Source organism: Natrinema salinisoli (assembly GCF_020405205.1).
GTDB lineage: Archaea > Halobacteriota > Halobacteria > Halobacteriales > Natrialbaceae > Natrinema > Natrinema salinisoli.
Genome location: NZ_CP084469.1, coordinates 1,667,165 through 1,691,103, shown reverse-complemented (window position 1 = coordinate 1,691,103; position 23,939 = coordinate 1,667,165). Strand labels below are relative to the sequence as shown.

The following is a 23,939-nucleotide window of genomic DNA, read 5'->3' as shown; positions in this document are numbered from 1 at the left end:
AGTGTCTTCTCGAGTCGGAGGCCCTGATGCGATTCGAGGGACGGCTACTCGGAGGGACACACCTCCTTGCGGCCGTCGGAATCGTCGTTGCCCTCAGCGGTACCGGAATCGTTAGCGCCGACGCTTCGGTCCAGATGGACACCGACGAACACGGATTGGGCGAAAACGAGACAGCAACGCTGTGGTCGAACGCACCGAATGCGTGCATAAGTAACGCCGAGTACGAGGAGCGATACGGCGAAGAGCGGACCGTGATGCAGGAACTCGGCAACTGTACGGACATCACGTTCAAAACGCCCCCTGACACGGCCGAGCGGTGGACAGCATCCGACTACGAATCGCTCGATGGAGGCAATGCGAGAACCTCCATTTATCCTGAGCACGCGACGATCACGGATTCTACACTCATCGCCGACGCCCACGTGACGACGTTTGCGATTCATCCGTCGACGAGAGCGCATCTGGACGCGACTGAGACGGTTCACTACATCGCACCAGAAGGCGAACTCCGTGGACTCGTCGATTATCGCATCCGCCTCGAAAACAACTCGTCGATCCAAACCCACGGAATCGACGAAATCCGACTCCTGCGCGATGGTGATGTCGTCGACACCATCGGGGGGACACAGACACCGACCTTCGACTACGAGTTCGACCGAGGTGGGTCGGCGACGCTAACGCTCGAGGCGGACATCAGTGCTCGAGTCAAGAGCAGGGTTGGCAACGAGACGGAGGTGAGTACCGACCGAGTGACCGTCTCCCAGGACCTCGAAGTCGAAATCTATGAGCTGCGGACATCGATCTATCATGCGTCGTATCCCAACGGCGACAGCGGCGTTGCGATCTATCAAGCCCAGCCGTGGCACGGATACACGCTGTCGGACGATGGCGAAGCGAAGGTCCGTGGCGTGTGGCGATATTACACCGCTCGAGAGACTGACTGGGACGAACTCACCCACGCAACACAGAGGGGCCGAGAGACTGTTGACTCCGATGCACTGCCGGTATACGTCCATGCGTATCCATCTGAGTTGGGGCCGCGCACAGAGCCCATCCGGGATGGCCCGGAGATTCTCGAGGTCTGGGGAACTGAGAGTACGTCCCCGGAGCCATCGATCCACGAGAACGTCGACGTCGATGTGGTCTCCGATACATACACGCGATCGTACGGACTCGCCCTTCGCCACGATATCATCGATCCGGATGCCGTCACTGTCGAGGGAATCGTTCGTGGCGTCTCCGCAGATATCGTCGAACCCGACGGGGGATCAGAGCGCGAGATCCGTGAGAGTAACCTCTCCGTCGAGATCGTCGATTCGAACGCGACCGCGGTGACGGTCGCGATCACGCTTCGCGATGCCGAAACGGGATCGCCAATCATGCTCGAGAGTCCGTTCGATGATCCTCGATTCTCAGTGATCGGCCATGATTCCCGCGAGGGATACATTACGATCGATGATCAGCGAGTACGGACCAATGCGGACGGCGTTGCGGAGATCACAATCGACCAACCGGGAATCTACACGGCAGAGTACCACCCGGGCTCGTGGCGATCGCATAGCCCGGCGTATGTCGGTGATACAGCGACCGAAACGTGGCACCCACTAGCGACCCCGACGGGCTGGTTTACGCTTCTGGTCGATTTCGTTCGATATGCAATTCCCTTCGCAGTCGCACTGAACGCTGCGAAGCGGATCGGATCCTTCTTGAAAATCAGAGAAACACTATGACAGATACGCAATATACCCCACACAGACGCATCGTCCTCGGAAGCCTTCTTACTGGAATCAGCACCAGCCTCGCCGGTTGTTCAACGGTGAGTAATTCTGGAGAGACCGAGCCAACAGCTGACTCCGGTGGGGAGATCATCCATAGCAGTGAAATGGTCGATCTCGATCTGGTGATCGAACTCGAGCGAGACGCGGTTGATCAGTTGAACGTAGTTGCCCCCTCCGGCGAACTGTTCGCTCGCCGAACGATTGGATCGGGGGTGTCCCGCACGATGGTCAAGGTCGGGACGGACTATCCACCTGGCGAGTACGAACTCATTGGACTCTCCGACGGACAGACGGTCGAGACGACGTCGATTACGCTCGAGCCAGAACTCGAGATTTCGGAACTCAGGTTGGGGCGAGACCACCCCGAAGCAATGTATGATGGAGCAAGTGATTCCGAAACGGAAGCAGAGGCGATCCTTTCTGTGGCGAACCGGGGAACTGGCCCAACTGCGGCTACCGCGTTACGATTTGAAGGAGATGTTCCCTTTCCGACGCACGAAAGCTATGATGAAGTCGGGAAGAGTGGGATCTACGATCCGGAGGATGAGTTTGAAGCGAATGCTGAATTAATACCGATCCCTGCTGGCGAGACTGTTCTCCTCTATAGCAGTACAAGACCCTTCTCACCAGCAAGTACGCGATCGAAGTGCAACTCGGTTGGACGAAACGGACGGTTCACTGTCCGTCTCTTCGCGGCCCACGATGAAGAGAATCTCGCTCTCGAGTATATGATCCACTATCTTGAGACAGACTCTGATGATTGTGATGTCGAAATCGAGGAGTTATCATAATGTTGACGTGGTCATTCTCCGATATCGGGAGCAAGTGGTTCGAAGACGCAATTGACAAGATCATTGGTTGGTTTCAGGACGGGTTGGTAGATGGATATGACACGATCACAGCTCAAATTTTTGGGACACCAACCCCGGAAACGAATGGTGCATTCGTGTTCGGACAGCCATCGAACGTGCCATGGGAGCAGATCCATAGCAGTCTCGTTGCTGGCGATATCATGCTTGTTGCGTTGTTACTACTTGTGACCTGTATTCAGGGACGGCACACGATTCGAATATTCAATATCGGCAGTATATACGAGACTCGAAAAGCGAAACGCAGCGCTTGGACAGGTGCGTTTCTAATTGTAACCTGGTACTGGCTCGCCGTTCTGGTTCTTTACATAGTTGATGGATTCACGATTGCGCTCCTGCCAGATATATCAACAGTTACTGACGATATGGCTGACTTGCTTCTGACAACCATTCCGAATCCACTCCTTGCGCTTTTCCTTACGGGAGTTGGTGCCACGGCGATGTGGATCCTTCAAGCCCTCTTTTTCCTTCGCGATATCATGTTGTATATCCTGATTTACGCGATGCCGATAGGGCTGGCTTTGGCATATGGCAATCTTCCCGTCGTTTCGCGGATCTCGAGAACGGTCTGTATGAAGTTCGTGCCGCTTGCGATCATGCCGATTCCGGTGGCGCTACTGTTCAAGGGCTATGAGCTCCTGTTCAGGGAGGGAACGGACTCCGCACTTATTCCGGACAGCTCGTTCCTGAGCTACCTTCTCGCGGTAACATTGCCACTGCTTTCGATCGTCATCGTCTGGAAGTCGTTTGCGTATGCGAGTCCGATGACGGCAAGCATAATCGGCGCAACGACAAGGGTCGGAGTGACTGCAGGTGCTGCAGTCGGCGCTGGAGTCGTTGCTGGTCCGGCTGCTGCAGCGACAACCGCGACGTGGGGACCGAAAGCGGCTGTCGGCTATTCTGCTGTCTCGAAGATGCGTCAGAGTAGCGGCTCATCCCAATCAGAGGACTCGAGCGGCAGTACTGGAGGACGAACCGACCACGATAACGTTGCGACAGACGCGTATGGCCAGGACGGTATCCCGGTGTACCGTCGAACTGAGAACGATCCGGGGTACTACTGAATGTCACACAAAAGAGATGCAGCTGGCCGTCGAATCATGGATGAACTGGGCGAAGAAAATCGAATCTCGCTACTCAATATCGAGGAAGGCGACGTCTATGTCCTGCTTGGATTTCCGATAGCAGGTCTCCTCGTTGGTGGGTTCACTGGGCTCGATGGTGCAATCGTACCGTTTGTTCTCTTGGGAGTCATCGCCGGTGGTGCAATCGTCTACTCGTCGCCGAGTCATCTGCCAGCCTCGACGTGGCTGGGAGATATCTATCGCTACTACTGCAAACGTCCCCGATTCACGTACAGTACAGCGGCGACGACTGAGTCCACTGAGTCGAGTACCGATGGTGGGCTCGTGAATTATACGCCGTTCAAACCGGACGAGCGAACGCAGGATCTCACGAATATCAGGCGTGCGTGGCCCGGTACGGGTGCGATCGAACGTTCGGATGGCACGATGGAAGCGTACCTCGAGATCGATCCCGGAAACATGGACTTCGCGATGTCCGGTGACTGGGCACAGATACAGCGTCTCGGGGAGGAGTTCGCGAACAAAGAACTCGATTTCACTCTCACGTTCCACGCGACGACTCGCCCGTTTCCGGTCGCAAAGCTGATCGATCGAATTGACGGACGGCTCACCGACAGTGATGTCAAGCAGAATCCGGTTTTCAGGGAGTTGCTCGAGGAATATCGCGAACAACGTCCTCGAGAGCTCGAGGGAACTCAGCAGATCCGATACTTCATCGGTGTTCAAGTCGATCCGTTCGAAGTCTACGACCGCTATCAGGACGAACAATCTCCTGCAGAGAAGCTCACCTCGTTTCCGGTGGTCGGTTTTCTCGTCAATCCGTTCGTGACTCGTCGGAACGATATGGCCGACGCAGAGATCCGTGCGGCCATGTTCGAGAAACTCGAGAACCGATGTCGGAGCCTTCAGACGGAGTTCGTCCAGAAGGTACCGGGGTGGTCCGCACATCGACTCACGACGGTCGAACTGTTCGTCCTCTCGATGGACTTCTGGAACAGCGAGAAACACGAATACGACAACGGTGAGGATGCGATTCGCGATCATCCGACGATCGATCATCAGCGGAGGGCCGATCAATGACCGCGATGCATATGCTTTCGATCGTCGATCAACTGCAGAGTTCGCTTCCTGATTCGGGAACCCAGGCCGGACTTGCGTTCTATATTGGGGGAACGGCACTGGTCACACTTCTTGTAGCGTTTGCATGGGACTACTGGCGATCCGAGGATCCTGAGGAGGTCGAGCTCGCGGATCTCCTCGAGGAGACGGCCCTAAAGAACGGGAGTAAGGAAGGTGAGGTCCTCGACGAGATCGCGGAGCATCACCAGCACGTTATCGCACCGGCAGCGATCGAGTGGGATACGCGGACCGCTCGTGTTGGCGATCAGTGGACCTCCACACTCTACATCGCCGATTATCCCGACTATCCGAAGGATGGCTATCTAACCGACCTCTTCGAGCTCACGGACATCGAGTTCGATCTGACGGTTCACGTCACACCGAAGAGCCAACAGCAAGCTCGAGACGAACTCCAGCGAGTTGCCGACGATCTTCAGGCCGATGCAGATCTCGAGCGAACTGTTCGTGGGAGCTATCTCCAAGAGCGAGCCAACGAGGCGCTGTCGACGTACAAAAGCGTCGAGAACGGGAGTCGCGTGTTCGATCAGGGGATGTTCATTACGGTGCGCGCGGATTCACGTGAGGTGTTGCGCGAGGACGTTCGCGTCATTCGCAGTCGGCTTCGTGAACAGCCAGCTGGGCTCTCGCCGAAAACGGCGATTTGCAAGCAGGATCTGGCAATTCAGGCTGCAGCCCCGATCGGCGCGAATCCGTTCGGTCGGGAGGCCACTGCGTTGGGTGGGGCAGTTGGTGCACTGCTTGCGTCGCCGCACAACGCGACGATTCTCGAGGACGGTGGCGTCGAATTCGGTGCTCACTGGAAGAATCAGAGCCCGGTCGCGATCGATCCGTTCGCTCGAGAGAACGGCTATGCGATGTTCACGATCGGCGATCCGGGTTCTGGCAAATCGTTCGGCTCGAAACAGAACTTCATCCGGTCGATCGAGCAAAGCGAGGACCGAATCGGGATCATCCTCGAGCCGTTGAACAACTGGGCCGGTGTCGCCGAAGCGCTCGGTGGTGAACGAGTGACGATCGGCGGGGATATGGGACTGAACCCGCTCGAAATCAAATCCACGCCCGAACGCGTCCAGCAGGCGATGGGTGAGGACGCGAGTCCGTATCGGGAAAAGCTCGATAGCGTGATGAGTTTCCTGTCGAACTACTTCGCGCTCCGTGGGATTTCACTCGGGGATCGGCGGACTACGCTGGAGACGGCGATCGAGAAGTCGTATGCGAGGAATGGTATCACCGACGATATCGCGACTCATCACAAGGAGAGTCCGACGATGCGAGACGTCCTCGATATCCTCGAAGAGATGGTCGAGACACCGACCGAATACGTCGTCCGGACGGACGAGGAGGCGACGAAGATTCGAGACGATGCGACGTGGCTTATCGACCAGTTACGGCCGTTCGCAGAAGACGGGCGCTACGAGAACCTGGGCCGTGAGACAGCGTTCGATATTCGCGACGAGAAGGTGATTTATCTCGATCTCGCCCAGCAAGAGGGGAGTCTCGGTGGAAGCACGAGCTTGATTATGCAGTTGCTGATATCGCTGGTCTACGAGCGCGCAAAGGAGACGGACAAAGAGGTCGTCTTCGTCATCGACGAGGCTCGCTATATCATGCAGGACGCAGCGAGTCTCGAGTACCTCGAGATTGTCTTTCGGCACCACCGTCATCACGACCTCTCGATTCGACTTGTGACGCAGACCGTCGACGAGTTCTTCCAGCACCCAGAATCAGAGGCGATTATCGATCAATGTGCGATCAAGCAGTTCCACCATCTCGATGGCATGGATCGCGAGTGGGCCGACGAGTTCGGACTCAATTCCGCACAGATGCGCTTCATCCAGGAGGCTGTGCCTGGCAACGATCGGACAGGCTACTCAGAAGCGCTCGTCGGCGTCGACGGTGAATGGCGCGGGATCGAAGTCCGAGCGATGGAAGACGAGACGGCAGTGATCGACTTCGAGCCCAAGTCACAGTCTGGATCGGAGTTGCCCGGCCAGTCTGAGGATAGTGGTGATGTTTCTGACCGCACGACGGGTGGCGGTCAGCGTTCCCTCGGGCACTCTGACTGAGAGCTATGATTGATGAAATAACTGTCCCGGAGATGTTGCGTACTCGAGACCAGTGGATCTGCTGGAAAGAAACCAAGCGCAACGGCGAGACGACGAAGGTACCGATCGATCCCCAGACAGCGGGGTTCGCATCGACAACGGATGAGGGAACGTGGAGTGATTTCGAGGGTGCTCTCGAGTATGTGGAGTCGGGTTCGACGCCAGTCGATGGGGTTGGGTTTGTGTTTACGACGTCTGATCCACTTGTCGGAGTGGACTTGGACGACTGTCGTGACCCGGATACTGGACGGCCAACGGAGCAAGCAAAAACGATAGTCGGTCAGTTAGACTCGTATACGGAAGTCTCGCCATCAGGGACTGGCTATCACGTTCTGGTACGTGGTGAGCTTCCCGAAGGTCGCAATCGATGTGGCCACGTCGAGATGTACGACCACGCCCGATATTTTACAGTTACCGGCGATCTCGTCTCGGGAACACCAACGCAAATCGAATATCGGCAACGCGAACTCGAGGAGGTTCATTCAATGTACGTTCGGGAGAGCGATGACGGCGTTCCTGAGGAGTCTCCGCCAGAGTCAGGTTCGGCACCTTCCCTCTCGGACGACGAACTACTCGAGAAAGCACGAAACGCATCGAACGGCGATAAATTCGACCGTCTCTGGAACGGGTCGACTGTCGGATATACGAGTCAGTCGGAGGCGGATATGGCGTTGTGTTGTTTGCTCGCGTTCTGGACAGGTGGCCATGCCGTCCAGATGGATCGATTGTTTCGACGATCCAAATTGGACCGTCCGAAATGGGGAGAGGTACACTTTGCGGATGGGTCGACGTATGGTGAGAAGACGATCACTCGAGCGATTGAGCACACCTCTGAGTTCTACGAGCCGTCTAAGACGGGACAGAGTGAAGTGACGGCTCAAGGTGTAGAGTCCGCGCGAGATCGTGAGCAGGTCTACCTCAAAGAGCGAGTTTCGCTGCTTCGAAAGCAGACGATGGCCCTCGAAACACAACTGGCCGAAAAGACCGCGCGTATCGAACAACTCGAGCGCCGCCTCGAGACATATGAAGGTCGGTCTACGGCTCGAGAGCAGTCGTCTGATCTTTCGAGAGAGACACAACAGGGATCTCTTCTTCGGCGGTTGCAGGGAATTCTCAGACTATAGCAGAGGAGGGGTTGTGAGTGACCAACTCGTTTTTACTTGCACCGGTAGTAGTGTGACATATGACAACAGTGCTCGAGCGCATTCGACGGCGCTACGAAACGACGGACAAGAAGTGTCCAGACTGCGGGTATGTGGACGAGAAGGGCAACTGGGAGAGCCGAACGGACGGCAAGCAGCTCGTGTATCGGCACGTCTGTCCCAGTTGCGATGCGACTCGAGAGCATACGTTCAACCTGAAATGATGAGTGGATTGCAGCGGCAGTCGACGAAACCGCGTCCAGACACTGGTTCTGCTCGAATGGCATTTCTGTCGCGCTAGATAGTGAGGTACTCGATGCACGGCCGAAATATACAGGACGAGTCTCCTCCTTGGTGTCAGTATGGCACAGACTGTGGATGACCTTCGGAACGAGATTCGGCTGGCCGTGGGGAGATACGAACGCCAAGAATCCACTGCCTTCACCAAGGAAGCTCTCGCTGCGATCTGTGACGCCGTGGACTACGAGATTGATACAAACCGTCTTCCTCCCAAGTCACAGATGCGGGCGGGAATTCTCTGGAAGATAGGCGTGTTAGATGAAGATAATCCAGACAAAGCAGAGGCCCTCTTCCGCAAGAACGAGCTCAAATCTATCGCAGACTCGCTTCAGAACGAGTAATGATCGTCTTTCTCTTGGGAATTCTGGTAATCTGATTAGTGGGTGTGATAGAGCCGAATTAGCTACTCGTAGCGGCGACAAACAAGAGAAGGAGCAGTGCCACGCTCAGTGCGACAAGATGCGGGGAAGCCGTATTTGTGAGGTTAGTTCGGGTACGTAACTCTGTGGCAATCATGAATGTCGTGACGGCGCCGAAAAATCCCAGGATCGATCCGAAGACGCTCGCGTCATACTGTGCGCGGACGGCTGGCCGATCGAGTGTGTAGTGAAAGGCGAAGAGATCGACCCAGGGTGAGCCGTGCAACGCGCGCAATTCGGTCTCATAGATGGGCGCGATATGGTGGAAATCGGGCCCTAGTCCCCAGATTCCACCGAGCGCGACGAGCCCCAACGGTATCCACGGTGCCAATCGATATCGGAGCGCGATGGGCGTTATGAGCAACAACAGGAGCGATGCGCCGACGAGATAGTGAGCGATTGCTGGTGCCATCGGTGTGTGGCCGGTCGAATGGATGGATTCGACGATCGTGGGCTTCAGTAAGGGCCCTGTAACGGCCGGGGTGAGTGACGGTTAGTAATCTCGAGGGCGATATTCAGTACAGTCCGTGGACAGCTGTCGTCTCCGGTATGGATGCTCGAGATCGTATTCGGAAGTGACCACCAAGGACCACTCGAGAGACCCACCGACAGCTACCTAACCTACTAACCAACCGTCTGCGTGATGTGTGGGTGTTGTGTGGTGAGAGATTTACGCTCTCTCGAGGGTGGGTTCTACCCAGTGTCTACGGTTACCTGTGGACGCCAGCTGTCTCCGGATTTTGTTCTGGTTTGCTCGAGTCCGGGGTCTCACCCGGGATTGCTGCATCAGTGGGAAGGACGAGCCGACGTTCGGTGTACTCGAGCCCGTTCTTTCGTTCAGTCCGTTTGCGAACCGCAACACGATGATTCGAGAGATCGAGCACGGCATCGATCGTTCGGGAGACGAGCTTCTTTGCGTACGTCTCGCTCGTTCCGGGCTCCTGTCGGCGGATCCAGTGTTTCAGGTCACTCGCCTTGACGTATTCTTTGATCCCCTTGCAGCCGGACTCCCACAGGTTATCACCGACGCTCGAGTCAGTACGCGCTTTCCACAGCTTTGCAGCTAAGCGCGTTGGCAACGCATTCGCCGTCGAGCAAAGCATCTCCTCGTCCATTCGGGAGAGTTGCTGGATTGGCAGCAAGTCACCGTGGGCAAGTGCGACGTTCCCACCGCGGTCGAGTGGATCGTCCGATTGGGGGAGTCGATAGTAGGTTCGGTCGTTGGCTTTCGTGATCCGTTCGAGGTGATCACCGTCGATATCGATCTCATGATGATCGACGGTCTCTGCGAGGAGATGTGCACCCTTTTCGAGTTCGCGCGCTTGGAGTTCCTCGATACGCTGTTTGTTCATTCCCGATCGCTTGCGCGTAGCGTCTGTGAGTGCGTCAAGCCGTGTGGTTTCCTGTTCGCAGTCCTTGAGACGGGCACGGAGGCGTTCGTTTGTCTCCTGGAGGTCTGCTTTCTCAGCTTCGAGCCCCTCGAGTTTGTCTTGGGTCTGTTCGAGGTCACTTTCGAGAGTATCGACGCGCTCGGTGAGTCGCTCGTTTTGTTCCTGGAGATGATCGATCGCCTGCACGAGTGTATCGATGTCGACCTCACCGGGGGTAGGAACGCTACTCATCGGTGTCGCCTCCGTCCAGATGAGGGTGGGATGGCGCAGTCTCTTCTCCGTGGTCACTGACGAATGAGACTTCCTCGAGGTACTCGATACCCACTTCTCGCCACTGTGACTCGCATAGTTCGAACTCGATGCGAGCCCACGAGTATTCGCCCTCGGATTGGGGTTCGAAGACGAGCTTTCGCATTGGACCATGGGCGGGCGTCCACTGAAGGGCGAATTCCCTTTTCATTGGTCCACCTGCTCGAGAATTTCGCAGTAGGCGCGTTCAAGATCTCCAGGGGTGATTGGGTGCTCAAGTTCGAGTGTGACCGTGACTCGGTGTTCGTTGGTCATCGCTGATCTCCCTCGTGCATCTCAGCGAAGATTTCCGTGACGTCGAGGTGGATCGGACGGTCTATCCAACCTCGGACCGAGTCGACGTACGCGATCCACCTTTCGCGGTCCTCCTTTTGCTCGAGTTTTTCTCTATGAACGAGTTCGCCGCGAACGCGAAACCAGTACAGTCCCGCATTGTCGGGAAGGAATTGCTCAGCGCGATCTGGTGTCACGTAGACGGTGTTCGTGGCCCCATCGACGTGATGGTGATATCCCTCGCCGTCTTTTCCGAGGTATCCGTAGTAGCTTCCTGATTGCTCAAGGACGATGTCGTCCTGTTGTGCATCCGAAATCGTTTCGTGTGTAGTAGTCGTAGTTGACATTGCTGGTTGCTCCAGCACGGGGTCGGTGCCTGAAACACCGGCCTCAAATTCTCTGAGATGCCCCGTACTTGTTACCTGATAAGAGTTCTTCTACCTTAGCTTTTGTGCAATTTGCACATGCATATATAGTGTGCACAGGAACAGCTCTAAATGCGTACTAGTGGGATATATGCGCATGGCGGCTGCACAAAACAGCAAATCGATGGATCCTGACGACCTCAGACCAGCTGACGAGGCAATCCTCGACGAATTAAAAGACGGCCGGGTAACAAAGGGTGCGTTAGTCGACTGGACTGGCTACTCAAGAAATACCGTCTACAATCGACTTGAAGTTCTTGAGGCTGCTAGCCATATTGAATGCGTTCATGAGGGAACTCGGTTATTCGAGCTTGTCAATGACCCTCGAAAAGATAATAGATAATCTATGTACTTAGAACTCTAACTATGTAGAGAGATTCTATCTTCTGGAGATTATGTTCGAAGTTGTGAATGTAACGGCTTCGTTTCTGCAGATCGATCTGAAGTGACTGCGATCGTCAGAAAGAGATCAGGTCTATATTCCATTCTCACAAAAAGACTATAACCTAATCATGATTTTGTGCCACCGAGATGCAACTAACGGACGACTCTGTCGTTGACCATCCCGTCCTTGCAGCCCTCAAAGGGAGAACCTGTGCGTTTTGCGAGGAGGGGGAGTTGCTGCGGGGCAGCTTCAAGGGAAACGACGCGGTGATCTGTGACGATTGTGGGACGCCGGGCGCGCAAGTGTGGTAACGTTGCGATCCGGTCGGTTCCCCTTCGGAACGAAAAAATGATGCCGTCGTACACTCACCGGACAGACAATGTCTACTGACGGCGATCCGGACGACGTTTCGGACGCCACGGCGTCGTTTCTCGCCGACCACGACGACGGCGATCGCGTACTCGAGACCGTCCTTGCTGTCGATGTCGATCACGAGACGTGGACCTTCGACGATGTCGATCTCGATTCGGGAACGTTCGGAGAACTCGTCTCGCGTGGCATCGTCACGAAGGTCGACGGCGCGTATCAGATCGCGGAGCCAGCGGTCATCGAATCGGTGCTGACGGGTGAGGACCTTGAAGCGCGTGTGAACGATACCGGACCCGCAGTCGATCTTGAGCGGTTCTGGACCAGCATCGATCTCCGTGCACTGGCAGCACTGTTCGGAGCGCTGCTGGTTGTCGCTGGCGCCAGGATGACGGCGTATCGGTCGGTGTTTCAGCAGGGGTACGTCGTCTCACCGGGGAACGATCCCTACTACTTCCGGTACTGGATGAAAGACCTGCTCACGAAATCGTCGGGACCGACGGACGTCGGTGTTCTCACGGAGTCGTCGGGTAGTCTCTTCGGGACCCGACCGCTCGCACACGCGACCAACTGGTTCCTCGCCGAACTGCTCGGGGGCGGGCAGGGGGCCGCTGATACGGTCGCGGCGTGGCTCCCCGTCGTCGCCTCGATCGCGCTTGGAGTTGTCGTCTACAAGTGTACGGTTTTGCTCACTCGAGACGTTCGGGTCGGAATCGCGTCCGTCCTCGTCTTCGCAGTGACCCCCATTCATGCGGTCTATACGGGACTCGGGTTTATTGACCATCAACTCCACCAGTACCTCTGGTTCGGGGTCACGCTCCTGACGCTGACGTGGTTCGCCGTCGATTTACAGCGTCGACTCGAGGGCGGGACGAGCGAGTCCGGGGCGGTTCGGGAACACCTCCAATCGCCTGCGACGTGGGCAGTCGCCGTCGTCTTCGGCCTCTCGGTCGCGGCCGGGATACACAGCTGGGGCGGTTCGCCGTTGCTATTGATCCCGCTTGCGGCGTACGTCGCGCTCCGCGTTGCGGTGGACGCTCGAGCCGACGTCTCGCCGGCACGTGCGAACCTGCCGCTGCTCGCTGGATTGGTGCTCGGGAGTGCGCTCTCGCTGGCCCTCCACCACCGCTGGGGCTGGCACGCGGAGTTCGTTTCGACCATGCCGGCGCTGGTGCTCGGCGGATCGATCGCCGTGGTCGGCCTTGGCGAACTGTGGCGGCGGCTCGACGCTCATCTCGGCGGGTTGCTCGCGCTCGAGGCCCTCGTCGGGGCCGGCGGCCTCTACGGGTTCCGGCGGTTGCAACCCGAGGACTGGGCCGAGGCGATGGCGCGCGTCGACGACCTCTTCTTCCGCGAGGGGGCGACCGAGACGGCCTCGCTGTTCGCTACGGAGTACGCCGTCTTCTTCGGCCCGATGTACCAGCTCGGGATGGGATTTTATCTCGCGCTCGTAGTACTCGGCTGGGTCGCGTGGGTCGTGTTCCGTCGGTACGAACCCGGCTGGTTGCTCGTCGGGACGTATGCTGGGTATCTGCTCGTCCTGGCCGGCATTCAGGTTCGCTTCGCCGGTCAACTCGCGATCCCGCTGGCCGTACTCACCGGACTCGGGCTGGTGCAGTTGTTCGCGGTCGTCGATCTGGCGCGAACGCCGGTTCCGTTCCGTGACGCGGAAACTGACGCTCGAGGTGATGCTTCGGTAGCCGCTGACGGTGGTAGTTCCTCCAGGCCGACGATCTCGATTCCCGACGGTCGAAAGCTCGGGTACGTCATCGGTATCGGCGTGCTCGTGTTCGGGTTGAGCCTCATCTACGTGCCCGGGCTGACGGCTAACGTCACCTACAGCGACTCCCAGATCGAAGCAGTCGGTGCAATCGATGACCACGCCGACGGCGCGAACCGAACGTACCCCGAGAACTTCGTGCTGAGCGAGTGGGGCGACAACCGGATGTACAACCACTTTGTGAACGGTGAATCCCAGGGTTACGGGTATGCGCAGAGTAATTACGCTGAATTCCAGTCGACAACCGACCCCGACGACTGGTACGAGCAGTCCAATGGACGTGTCGGCTACGTCGTTCTCACTGACCACGACGGGGAGGTGGCCCCCGAAACGGCACAGGCTCAGTTGCTCGAGAACCGAGGAGCCGGTTGGAACGGAACCACCGCTCTCGCCCACTATCAGGCGATCTTCGTCGCTGAGGATGCTGCAGCGTTCGCACTAGTTCCTGGGGCGACGCTCGAAGTACGTGGATCGGCTGGAGAGAACGTCACCGTCACCACCGAGGTGTCCGTTTCGGACGAATCGTTCGCGTACGAGCGGGAGGTAGCAGTCGGTGAGAACGGCAGAGCTTCAGTTACGGTCCCCTACGCGGGTGAATACACCCTCGGCGATCGGACAGCGACCGTGACAGAGGCGGACGTGCTGAACGGGCAGTCGGTGGCGCTCGAGGAGTAAAGATCCACGAACGTATTGTTCTGATACCAACCGTCCCGGATCTGAGAGCGTATGACGGGACGCCGATATCAGACAGAGCTCGTCGCGGACGCCTCTTCGATGAGGGCATTCGCTTCTTCGCGGAGCTCGGCGGTCATGTGAAGTCCGTGTTCGTCGACACGACGCACGACCGCTTTCGCTTCGTCTTCAGCTAAGCCGGCTTCGACCGCACTCACGATGACGCCGATCGTTCCGGTGACGCATGCGCCGAGTCCGTCAGCGACGGTTCGCAATCGTCTGTCGTCCGAGACAATTGCCACCCGTTTGTCGGCCTCGAGATCAGCGAGTACCGCTGCAACGATGCGGACGTCTCCGTTCACCGTGGACTCTCCGAGGATATCCATCGCTCGTTCGTCGTCTAAGTCGACCTCAGGTTTTGTTGTCTTTATTTCGCCGTCATTGCATAGCTCCTCAAGGTTCGTCCTGGCCGGTTCGGTCGTCACTTCGTCTCGAATCGATGGCAAGACGACGAGCGTCCCCTCAAACGAGTGCAGTAGCGACAGTTCGCCGACCGTTCCGAGTGCGATGAGCGTCGTCGCATCTACGTAGATGCGCGTCATAGCTCCCGCGCGGTCTCGGCATCGGTAGCGAGATCGTCGGGAGAGAGCTGACTCGTGAGATTGTGTTCACGGGCAATTTCAAGCCACTGGGCGACGCTCACGCCGGCGACTCGAGCGGCCTGATTCGTCGAGATTTCGCCGGACTGGTACTGCTGCACCGCGAGTCGGATTCGGAGATCCGACAGTCCTTCGCGGAGCGCCTTTCGAATCACCGTACTCTTGTCTTCGCCCAGTAACTCCGCTACTTCCTCGAGCCTTCCCTCGTCCTCGTCTGGAATGCGAGCACTGATCGACGGCATTGTATACGATGTAGCACATTGTGCTACAAATACCCTCCGGCGGGGCTTCGATTCCGTTCTCGCCCAGTTCCATGTCTCAGAACACAACGGCGTATCACGTCCGAAGGGGATGCGTCGCGCGTCACGCAGCGGGAGGGGTGTTTCATTCGCCGGCCAATGATGCGGCTGTACCGCGACTCGCTCGAGTCTCCACAGTATCTCCGTGGACAGCCGTCGTCGTCGGGTGGTTCCGTGTGGCCGTCTCCAGTGTGGACTGCCGAGGACTGCTCGAGCGACGGACCGACGACTACCGACCTCGCTCCGAGCCGCCTACGCGATGTCGTTCGGTTGTGATCAGAGAGACGATAGCTCTCTCGAGAGGGTAGTTCTGATACTGTCCGCGGTCAGCCGCGGACGTCAGCTGTCTCCGGAGCTTGCTGGTTTGCGGTGGGTCGGGCTGTCGGTTCGCCTGGGATCTCCACGTCCGTCGGGATAACCAGCCGGCGTTCGGTGTACTCGAGGCCGTTCTTCCGCTCGGTCCGCTTGCGGACGGCGAGCCGGTGACTCGAGAGCTCGAGGATCGCGTCGATCGCCCGCGAGACGAGCTTTGTGGCGTAGGTCTCGCTGATACCGTTTTCTTGGCGTCGGATCCAGTGTTTCAGGTCGCTCGCCTTGACGGAGGCCTCGACTCCCTTACACCCCGTCCCCCAGGGATCGTCGCCGACACTCGAGTCGGCTCTGGCCTTCCATAGGTTCGCGGCCAATCGGGTCGGTAACGCGTTCGCCGTCGACCGGAGCGCCTACTCGTCCATCCGCGCGAGCTGCTGGATCGGGAGCAAGTCCCCGTAGGCCAGTGAGACGGTACCGTCGTCGAGGGGGTCGGCACTCTCGGGGAGTCGGAAATACGTCCGGCCGTCGTCCCTGGTGACCCGCTCGAGTCGGTTGCCGCGTATCTCGAGGTCGTGTTGATCGACGGTGTCGGTTCTGAGGTGTGGCCCTTCTCGAGTTCTCGCGCCTGTAGTTCCTCAATTCGGTCTTTGTTCGTTCCGGCTTTGTTCAACGCCGCATCGACGGCGTTTTCCTGTTTCGTTTGTGTGCGTTCGCACTCTTCGAGTCGGTCCTCGAGGGTTGCAGTGGTCTCCTCGAGCCGATCGCGGTCGCGCTCGATCTCGTCGATCCGGTCGTCTTTCGTCTCTAATTTTGTCTCGAGCTCGGCGATTCTTTTTCTGAGGTTCTCGAGTTCAGTTTTGAGGGCCGCGGGTTCTTCGTGTGGGGAATTGGTGCTCTAGTGCTCACTCATCGCCCTCACCTCCCGTCTCGTCCGGCTGGGTCCCGTCCTCGGGCGTGTCCTCGGTTTCGAAGGCTCCGCGGCGTGCCGCCTCGAGCACTGCCTCGAAGGGGCCACTGGCGGTCGTGATGCTTCCCTCCCACCTGCCACTTGTCTGGCGGTTCCATTCGTCCGTTCCGGGGAGGTGCCGTCGCAGACAGTCGAGTTCCGCGCGTAGCTCGCGGCAGTGTCGTTTAGCTGCGCGAGTGGTGTCTTGCTCGAGGGTTTCATCAGTGTTGATTTCCTGGAGCAAATTGCTGGCGTGGACGTCGATCGCCTCGATCAGCTGGCGATAGACGGTAGTTGATTGCCGCGATTCGTCCTGTCGGTCGGGGCATTCATTACCCCGTGTCTCGTCATCTGTCATGCTTCCGTAGGGCTGTTACGGGAGCTTCTCGCGGACTGGTGCCGCTAACACCGGTCCGCTACTTCCGAACTCGCGAGTTGCAAATTCGTACTCTCGCTTCCGTATAGTTCACTAACAGTTTCTTCGTATTTATATATTAGCTCATTTGCGCTATTAATGGACACTATATGGGCTTTCATATTCAGAAACCAAATCAAGTTAATGCCTGCCAGTGGGACAATAGCGTCGAATGCGACCTCGCCCGGAGTGGATGTCCTTGAAAGACGGTCTTATTCTCGAGTTTCTCGAGGACCACGACCTCGAACTCCCTGCAAAGCCACTCTATCGGAATTTGAATCGGCACGGGCACGAGATCGGATACTCGACGGTGAGACAGCGTCTTCGTGAACTCGAGGCCAATGGACTAGTGGAAAAAGTCGATGAAGCGGGCTACTATCAGGTGAGTTCGAAAGGGAGCGCCTATCTCGACGGCGAGCTCGAGGCTAATGAACTCAAAGAGAATTAATAGTTCTGTTTCCTTAGAGCGTGTTGAGAGATTCAAGACCGGCACTACGTATGTGCAGTATCTCTTTCATTCCACATTGTTCTTCCATTCCTCATAATCATCTAAATACGTTTGTACGTTCTCGTGGAATCCAGAGAATGGGGCGTTGAAAACGTGGAACGATGAATGCTGACTGTCTGTCATGATCACGTCGCTCCCTAGTTCAACGACATAGGCGATTGGGATGTAATGTTTACTCACCCCCTCAAATTCCGAGGTCTCATATCGATGTTCGTAAACGCCGAGCTGCGTTCGAATTGTGACTGGATTACCGAGTTCCTCTCTAGCGATACGGTGGACTGCCTCGTTCAGTGATTCTCCTTTGTTAACGACGCCGCCAGGAACGAACCACTCACCTTTTGCTGGACGGTTCTCGCGCTGGCCTAACACTATTCCTCCTGCCTGCTCAACGATGAGGTCAACAGACACTAGTGGTGAATATTCAACGATATCTTGCCAGATTTCGTCTGGAACGCGGTTAGCCATGAGTATCGTCTCTGTCCGTATATCGGAAGTATTGTTCGATGAGGAGCAACGAATTACAGTCGCCTAATCATGCTCTTATCTGATCCCCGAAGTGCATGATGACTGCATAGAACCCTATAAATTCGCTCGAAGAGGTGAGTTCGTCTAATCCATACAGAAATTCGAGCTTTGGTAGCTACGATATATGTTCTATCTTATGGTCGCGTATGGCTGTAGACAATACGTAATCACTTGTAAATGAAAGGGAACTGAAAAGCCAAAGACTGATACTATGCTAGTGGTAACCCAATTTTACTGATGGACCTTCAGTCAGATCTTGAGAGTCGCCCGGTATTCGTTACTGGTGCGGATGGTTTTGTCGGATCGCACCTTGTGGATAAATTGGTTGAGCTCGGTGCGGATGTTCATGCGTTTGTCCGTGCGACCTCGAGTGGCGAGCTGAATAACATCCGCCAACACAGCGAGGAAATCACTGTTCACCGTGGTGATCTCCGTGACAAACATTCTGTTGATCAGGCGCTTCAGTCGCTCAAAGGACACAGTGACACGTTAGTCTTTCACCTTGGAGCCCAGGCCCACGTCGGTGAATCGTGGGACCGCCCCTATGAAACAGTCGACACGAATATAAAGGGAACTTTAAATCTTCTTCAGTCGATTGTTGACCTTGACCTCGATATCGCTAAATTCGACACTGCCGGTACCAGTGAAGAGTATGGGAATGTCAAAGAAGAGATGGTCGAGAAACACGAATTTGATGAAAACGATCGGGTCCTTCTCAGCGAACGTTCACCGGTCAACCCGACAAGCGTCTATGCAACATCGAAACTGGCTGCTGATTTCCTCACAATGAACTACTACGACGCGTACGGGCTTCCGACTGTGACAACGCGGATGTTCAATAACTATGGCCCACGCCAGAATCCGCGATATATTACGGGTACGATCATTACACAGGCACTCGAGCGTGATATCGTTGAACTCGGGAACCTGACCCCAAAGCGTGATATGTGTTATGTTTCTGACGGCGTTCGTGGCCATCTTCACGTCGCGCTAGAGGGCACCCCTGGCGAACAGTACGTATACGGGTATGGCAAAAACATCTCGATGCAAGAGTGGACTGATACCATCCTCGAGGTCGGCTCCGAGCATGGCTACTGGGATCTCCCCGAAATCGTCCAAGACGATGAGCGATTTCGCCCCGGCGATAGCGACGTGGAGGAATTACTCGTCGGCTACGAGAAACTCCACGAGGAAACTGGCTGGGAGCCTAACGTCTCGTGGCGTGACGGTATCGAACAGACCATCGATTGGTATGCCAACAACCGTGATGCTTGGTATGGACGGGTCGATTGGCGATGACTGAAGAGAAACGCGGATACTGGGAAAGTAAGACAGTAATGGTGACCGGGGGTTCTGGTTTCCTCGGGAGTCACTTGGTTGAGGACCTTCGGTCCCGATCGAGTTCTGTCGATATTTTCGTACCACGAAGTGATGAGTACGATCTCCGAGAAAAGAAAGATATTGAGCGAGCCTTTGAAGATTCTGGAGCAGATATCGTTATTCATCTAGCAGCGTCAGTGGGCGGCATCGGGGCTAATCGCGAGAATCCAGGGCGTTACTTTTATGATAATGCTATCATGGGGATCGAACTCCTCGAACAGGCGCGGCAGTTCGGCGTCGAGAAATTCACCATTCTTGGGACAATTTGCGCGTATCCAAAGCACACTCCAGTCCCGTTCCAAGAAAAAAACCTCTGGGATGGCTACCCGGAAGAGACCAACGCGCCGTACGGTATCGCTAAGAAAGCGCTTTTAACTCAATCAAAGGCCTATCGCAAACAGTGGGGGTTCAATAGTATCTATCTGCTTCCTGTGAATCTCTATGGGCCGCGGGACGACTTTGATCTCAAGACTTCTCATGTAATTCCAGCGATTATCCGGAAGTGTATCGAAGCGCGTGATCGCGGTGACAAGTCGATTACGGCATGGGGGACTGGTGAGCCAACCCGGGAGTTTTTGTATGTCAAGGATGCGGCTGAAGGGATTCTTGATGCAACTGAAAAGTACGATCGTCCGGAACCAGTAAACCTTGGTAGTGGGAAAGAGATCTTGATCCGGGATTTGGTTGAGTTGATTGCAGACGAAACGGGCTTTGATGGCGATATTGAGTGGGATACCACGAAGCCAGATGGCCAGCCCCGTCGCAAATTGAATACGTCCCGAGCGAGAAATCGGTTTAATTGGGAGGCATCTACACCGTTACGCGATGGATTGCGAGAGACGGTACAGTGGTATGAGAGCACCTCAGAAACTTTTGAATAGATGCTTAGAGGCGACGACAAATCGTCCTTGCAACTCGGTCGGGAAACGATATGTTCTCCCAGTCACGCTCGGAGAACTACGGATGCCTGACGACACCTCGCAGCGATATCGGTCCATGGTCTTTTCATAGTTGATATCACGATATTGTTAGTCTCAAGATGCTCTGTGGATGTCCCAACTGAAAGTGCGCAGGCACAGGTGCTCGCGTAGTACAGTGCTGGCAGGAACGGGAGAGATTGGCTGGGCTATCACCAATCGATCTTCATCAACGAGGAGGTCCAGCGTTCGCAGTGGTGTCGGGGACGACGCTCACGGTCCGGGGAGCGGGGAGCGAATCTGTTTGTTGGAAACGTCGTCGGTGTGGGTTTAAACGAGACACCGAGAACTACGATACGGGTCTCCTTGGAATCTAGTGATTAGTGAATAACTCGAACAGTCTCCCGGGCTGCTGGTTGTTAATTTCGATCACGGCCGTGAGGAGACCGTCGACTTCGGTCTGGCTGAATCAGTCCGTTATATTCCCGCAGTTCTTGTATTGCTGTAGATTCATGGGTGGGTTGCCAGTATCTAGCCAGTCGTCTCCGAACAAAATAGTCATTTCATCGCAAGAGAGTGTAAAATAGCGCCGATTTTCACCCAGTCTGAATTGATTACGTCTAACCCTCCCAGATTCTCGGACGCGTTGATTTAGATGACATTTACTCATTTAGAATGTCTATACCATCTCCTTACAGCGTGAATAACTATTTCAATCTACCCAGAATCGTTAGTCATGGCTACAAAATGCCCTGTCTGTAGTAATCACGTCAACCCAACGGTCAAAGCCGTTGATTGCGCTGTGGCTCTGGTTTGCCCGAAATGCGGTGAGCGAACTGATATCATGAACAGTCTTAACAAATCATAACAGATATCGTCTATATAATCCCGTCGGAACCGACATGAGGGGGTCATTGCATGTGTTCAAAAATATAAAATTATATTTGAATATTAAATGATATGGAGTATATGGACCAAAAGACCAACTGAGTGTGTCATGCCGGTTCCGCATCACCTGTGAGATCTGCGGCAATGAGGTTCCAGTCGTGCGTAAACAGATGGGCGCGATCAATGATTCCCAGACAAACAAGCGGGCGCTCCGTTCTGAGCAGGAGGCGTATTAAAATTTTGCGCACCTACTGGGATACTGTTCAGATTAGCTATTTTCAGCATTATTATGTCTCTGATTCCCTGTTTCGGTAGTTGTCGGGTCGGTTTTCTGAACCAAATCTAAACTGTGAAGCTTGTTGTTTTATCTCTTGAAAGGTGCCAGGTCGCCAGCCCGTGAACCAGATCTTGCGGGAGGATGATAGCTGTGGGGAGGAACGCAATAACCAGTTAATTCACTGCCAGGTTCCACCATTCAACGCTGGGGCCGGGCAAACTGGAAAAACACCGTGAAAGCGTTCTGAACTGGTATAGTACCCTGAAAACTGCGATCGCCACCACAGCTTTTATTTGGATAATGTGCCCTCTAGACAGTTCCAGGTCGGTTAGGAACACGTCCCGGTCGGCAATCGTGGACATACCGCCCGGCGTGATACCCGTTCGGCTTAACAGCAAAATCAGCGGTCCGTTATGAGTCGGCGTGCTTGAACATATTTCAGTCTACGTTCGACGACAAACCAGATGGTTACGAGCAGCGCGCCGAACGTATTCGCGAACAAGTCACCCCAGCCGAAGTACCGGTATGAAAGCGTCCCTTGTGCGAGCTCTATCAGAAGTCCCAATCCGACCGTACCACCAATGACGAGGGTCGCTCGGCGATAGGGCTGGTCCCGCTGGGTTGCCGTCGCGTAGGCGAGCGCGAGTGCGAGACCGGCGTAGGCCGCGAAGTGGAGGTACTTATCCCAGAAGGTTGACGGAGTGGGTGGTTGTGGAGGATCAGTGACAAGCGAAAAATAAACCAGAACTGAGAGGATACCAGCCACACCAAGCCAGCGAACTGGCCTCGAAAAGAGAGGGAGCTGGAGCTGAAACATCGTGTGGGATGATAAACGACCATCAGAGTAATGAGGATTTCGGAGACAACGGACGTAACTATATTTGAAATGGTATCATGTTCTAGGTGGGCTCCAATTCACATGACACATGGTTGTTTTCCAAGCTATGGGGCTTGAGCGCTGTGATTAGTTGTTTTGGGTGAGTAGACTTGCTTGAACCCCTGCATTTTCGAAGTAGTATTTGATATCGCGTACGGAAATACAAGTGTAAATTATTGCGTCCGTGGCGGCTCTTATCGCCTTCGCAAATTGATTTCGCGAAAGAGATACTGCGGTTTTATACTCTATTCCCCCTCACTCCCAATCAAGATTGATCCCACGAACACCAGTGCTCATTCCCAGTTCGACGGTGCTCTACGGTAGTGCAACTGCATGGGGGAAACGGCAGCCATGACAGGTACCGGACCGGTAAAGCAGGCTGAAAAGGAGGTACTGTCATATCTAGGCGGTTACGGCCACACGAGACTTTTCTGGAAAGGCCGCGTTGCGTTCTATGCAATCCTCGAAGCGCTCGACATCGGCGATGGTGACGAGGTTATCGTTCCTGGCTTCACCTGCGTTGCCGTTCCAAATGCAATCCTGTACCGTGGGGCGATTCCGGTGTACGTTGATGTCAATCCTGACACATACACGATTACAGCTGATGCCATCGAAGATGCACTGACTGGAGAGACAGCAGCTGTTCTCGCTCAGAATTCCTTTGGCCTCGCTCCAGATCTCGATGCGATTGCAGACGTGCTTCCAAAAGATATCCCACTTATCGAAGACTGCGCTCATGGATTAGGTGGAGAGTACCGTGGACAACCGAATGGTACCGTAGCCGACGCCGCGTTCTTCTCAACACAGTGGTCAAAACCTATATCAACTGGAATCGGAGGAATTGCGTACACGAGTGACGAGTCCATTGGAAAGCAACTCGACGCAGTATGGCAATCATACAAAGAACCCTCGAGGATTGAGCAGACAATCATTCATAACCAGTTGCTCGTTTACGATACGTTCTTTCGACCGTCTCTTTATTGGCCTCTTGCGAAGGCATATCGTTTTCTCACGCAGAAAACGGGACTCATGGAGGGCTCCTCAACAAGCGAGGAACTGACCACACCTGAGAGACCATCTGGATTTGAAAAACGGATGGGCAGGCCACAGGCAACAAGGTTGCTGTCTGCACTCTCGAATCTGGACCAGCATGTGCAACTACGGCGAGCACACGCCGAGAACTACGACCGATGGGTTTCAGATTTTGGCTTTGGTTCAGCCACCAGAACTGACTATGCGAAACACTCGTTTCTGCGGTATCCGGTCGAAGTCGCGGACAAGGAGGGAGCCATCAAACGAGCCAAGGAGCGTCGCGTGAAACTTGGCACTTGGTTCACGTCACCGATTGATCCGATAGAAAAAAACCTGTCGCAATGGGCGTACCAGCCTGGAAGTTGCCCAGTCGCCGAATCTATTTGTGACCGTATAGTGAACCTGCCGACAGATCATCTGGTTAATCGGGATGACGTTGAATACGTACTCAAGGGGGGATAAATT

At 55.4% G+C, this 23,939-nt stretch carries 23 protein-coding genes and 1 pseudogene; 15 read left to right on the top strand and 9 right to left on the bottom strand.

The features are described 5' to 3' along the window. Nucleotides 1–26 precede the first annotated feature (26 nt). From LDB05_RS08305 to LDB05_RS08270, 8 genes are all read left to right on the top strand, one after another. Nucleotides 27–1,730 carry a DUF8186 domain-containing protein gene (locus LDB05_RS08305; RefSeq protein ID WP_226007453.1) on the top strand — a complete coding sequence of 568 codons (1,704 nt, stop codon included), beginning with the start codon at nt 27–29 and terminating at the stop codon, nt 1,728–1,730. After that, the gene (locus tag LDB05_RS08300) at nt 1,727–2,569 is read left to right on the top strand and encodes a hypothetical protein (RefSeq protein WP_226007452.1); all 843 of its coding nucleotides are present in this window, start codon (nt 1,727–1,729) and stop codon (nt 2,567–2,569) included. Before LDB05_RS08305 ends, LDB05_RS08300 begins: the two co-directional genes overlap by 4 nt. 2 nt (nt 2,570–2,571) lie before the next feature. Beyond that, nucleotides 2,572–3,711 carry a TrbL/VirB6 family protein gene (locus LDB05_RS08295; RefSeq protein WP_226007886.1) on the top strand — a complete coding sequence of 380 codons (1,140 nt, stop codon included), beginning with the start codon at nt 2,572–2,574 and terminating at the stop codon, nt 3,709–3,711. Beyond that, the gene (locus LDB05_RS08290; protein WP_226007451.1) at nt 3,712–4,812 is read left to right on the top strand and encodes a TraC-like domain-containing protein; all 1,101 of its coding nucleotides are present in this window, start codon (nt 3,712–3,714) and stop codon (nt 4,810–4,812) included. Further along, nucleotides 4,809–6,938, top strand: coding sequence for a VirB4 family type IV secretion system protein (locus LDB05_RS08285; protein ID WP_226007450.1), 2,130 nt, complete (start codon nt 4,809–4,811; stop codon nt 6,936–6,938). Before LDB05_RS08290 ends, LDB05_RS08285 begins: the two co-directional genes overlap by 4 nt. 5 nt (nt 6,939–6,943) lie before the next feature. Continuing rightward, the gene (locus LDB05_RS08280) at nt 6,944–8,101 is read left to right on the top strand and encodes a phage NrS-1 polymerase family protein (RefSeq protein WP_226007449.1); all 1,158 of its coding nucleotides are present in this window, start codon (nt 6,944–6,946) and stop codon (nt 8,099–8,101) included. 59 nt (nt 8,102–8,160) lie between these two features. Beyond that, nucleotides 8,161–8,343, top strand: a complete 183-nt coding sequence (locus LDB05_RS08275; RefSeq protein ID WP_226007448.1) for an HVO_0649 family zinc finger protein — start codon at nt 8,161–8,163, stop codon at nt 8,341–8,343. Between the two features lie 138 nt (nt 8,344–8,481). Further along, a complete protein-coding gene (locus tag LDB05_RS08270; RefSeq protein ID WP_226007447.1) occupies nt 8,482–8,760 on the top strand; it encodes a hypothetical protein in 279 nt (92 codons plus the stop codon). Between the two features lie 58 nt (nt 8,761–8,818). On the opposite strand, the gene LDB05_RS08265 is transcribed toward LDB05_RS08270, so the two are convergent. The 3 genes from LDB05_RS08265 to LDB05_RS08255 form a co-directional block, all read right to left on the bottom strand. After that, nucleotides 8,819–9,250 (bottom strand): hypothetical protein, encoded by a 432-nt coding sequence (locus LDB05_RS08265; RefSeq protein ID WP_226007446.1) that lies wholly within the window; start codon nt 9,248–9,250, stop codon nt 8,819–8,821. Nucleotides 9,251–9,548: 298 nt separating this feature from the next. Further along, the gene (locus LDB05_RS08260) at nt 9,549–10,460 is read right to left on the bottom strand and encodes a DUF8008 family protein (RefSeq protein ID WP_226007445.1); all 912 of its coding nucleotides are present in this window, start codon (nt 10,458–10,460) and stop codon (nt 9,549–9,551) included. A gap of 329 nt (nt 10,461–10,789) precedes the next feature. Then, the gene (locus tag LDB05_RS08255; RefSeq protein WP_226007444.1) at nt 10,790–11,158 is read right to left on the bottom strand and encodes a hypothetical protein; all 369 of its coding nucleotides are present in this window, start codon (nt 11,156–11,158) and stop codon (nt 10,790–10,792) included. 175 nt (nt 11,159–11,333) lie between these two features. Here LDB05_RS08255 and LDB05_RS08250 point away from each other — a divergent pair, with 175 nt between their 5' ends. The 3 genes from LDB05_RS08250 (at nt 11,334) to LDB05_RS08245 (ending at nt 14,442) form a co-directional block, all read left to right on the top strand. Beyond that, nucleotides 11,334–11,579 carry a helix-turn-helix transcriptional regulator gene (locus LDB05_RS08250; RefSeq protein ID WP_226007443.1) on the top strand — a complete coding sequence of 82 codons (246 nt, stop codon included), beginning with the start codon at nt 11,334–11,336 and terminating at the stop codon, nt 11,577–11,579. Nucleotides 11,580–11,767: 188 nt separating this feature from the next. Then, nucleotides 11,768–11,932 carry an HVO_A0556 family zinc finger protein gene (locus LDB05_RS23485; protein ID WP_343232913.1) on the top strand — a complete coding sequence of 55 codons (165 nt, stop codon included), beginning with the start codon at nt 11,768–11,770 and terminating at the stop codon, nt 11,930–11,932. A gap of 68 nt (nt 11,933–12,000) precedes the next feature. Beyond that, nucleotides 12,001–14,442 (top strand): MFS transporter, encoded by a 2,442-nt coding sequence (locus LDB05_RS08245; protein WP_226007442.1) that lies wholly within the window; start codon nt 12,001–12,003, stop codon nt 14,440–14,442. A gap of 68 nt (nt 14,443–14,510) precedes the next feature. Here LDB05_RS08245 and LDB05_RS08240 read toward each other — a convergent pair whose 3' ends face one another. The 4 genes and pseudogenes from LDB05_RS08240 to LDB05_RS08225 form a co-directional block, all read right to left on the bottom strand. Then, complete coding sequence (locus tag LDB05_RS08240; protein WP_226007441.1) at nt 14,511–15,041, bottom strand: PIN domain-containing protein; 531 nt, start codon at nt 15,039–15,041, stop codon at nt 14,511–14,513. Then, the gene (locus tag LDB05_RS08235; protein WP_226007440.1) at nt 15,038–15,340 is read right to left on the bottom strand and encodes a UPF0175 family protein; all 303 of its coding nucleotides are present in this window, start codon (nt 15,338–15,340) and stop codon (nt 15,038–15,040) included. The genes LDB05_RS08240 and LDB05_RS08235 overlap by 4 nt, the downstream gene beginning before the upstream one ends. 383 nt (nt 15,341–15,723) lie before the next feature. Further along, a pseudogene (locus LDB05_RS08230) lies at nt 15,724–16,538 on the bottom strand (DUF8008 family protein). Between the two features lie 73 nt (nt 16,539–16,611). After that, nucleotides 16,612–17,013, bottom strand: coding sequence for a hypothetical protein (locus LDB05_RS08225; RefSeq protein ID WP_226007439.1), 402 nt, complete (start codon nt 17,011–17,013; stop codon nt 16,612–16,614). Between the two features lie 250 nt (nt 17,014–17,263). Here LDB05_RS08225 and LDB05_RS08220 point away from each other — a divergent pair, with 250 nt between their 5' ends. Beyond that, on the top strand, nt 17,264–17,518 hold the full coding sequence (locus LDB05_RS08220; protein WP_226007438.1) for a winged-helix domain-containing protein: 255 nt from the start codon (nt 17,264–17,266) through the stop codon (nt 17,516–17,518). 66 nt (nt 17,519–17,584) lie between these two features. Here LDB05_RS08220 and LDB05_RS08215 read toward each other — a convergent pair whose 3' ends face one another. Further along, entirely contained in the window at nt 17,585–18,043 is a 459-nt protein-coding gene (locus LDB05_RS08215) for an NUDIX domain-containing protein (protein ID WP_226007437.1), read from the bottom strand. 297 nt (nt 18,044–18,340) lie between these two features. Between LDB05_RS08215 and LDB05_RS08210 the strand changes: the two genes are divergently transcribed. Both LDB05_RS08210 and LDB05_RS08205 read left to right on the top strand, forming a co-directional pair. Further along, the gene (locus LDB05_RS08210) at nt 18,341–19,402 is read left to right on the top strand and encodes a GDP-mannose 4,6-dehydratase (protein WP_226007436.1); all 1,062 of its coding nucleotides are present in this window, start codon (nt 18,341–18,343) and stop codon (nt 19,400–19,402) included. Further along, entirely contained in the window at nt 19,399–20,364 is a 966-nt protein-coding gene (locus tag LDB05_RS08205) for a GDP-L-fucose synthase family protein (protein WP_226007435.1), read from the top strand. Before LDB05_RS08210 ends, LDB05_RS08205 begins: the two co-directional genes overlap by 4 nt. A gap of 1,601 nt (nt 20,365–21,965) precedes the next feature. Here LDB05_RS08205 and LDB05_RS08200 read toward each other — a convergent pair. After that, nucleotides 21,966–22,382, bottom strand: a complete 417-nt coding sequence (locus LDB05_RS08200) for a VanZ family protein (RefSeq protein ID WP_226007434.1) — start codon at nt 22,380–22,382, stop codon at nt 21,966–21,968. A 411-nt stretch (nt 22,383–22,793) separates the two neighbouring features. Here LDB05_RS08200 and LDB05_RS08195 point away from each other — a divergent pair, with 411 nt between their 5' ends. Continuing rightward, nucleotides 22,794–23,936, top strand: coding sequence for a DegT/DnrJ/EryC1/StrS family aminotransferase (locus LDB05_RS08195; RefSeq protein ID WP_226007433.1), 1,143 nt, complete (start codon nt 22,794–22,796; stop codon nt 23,934–23,936). The last annotated feature ends 3 nt before the right edge of the window (nt 23,937–23,939 follow it).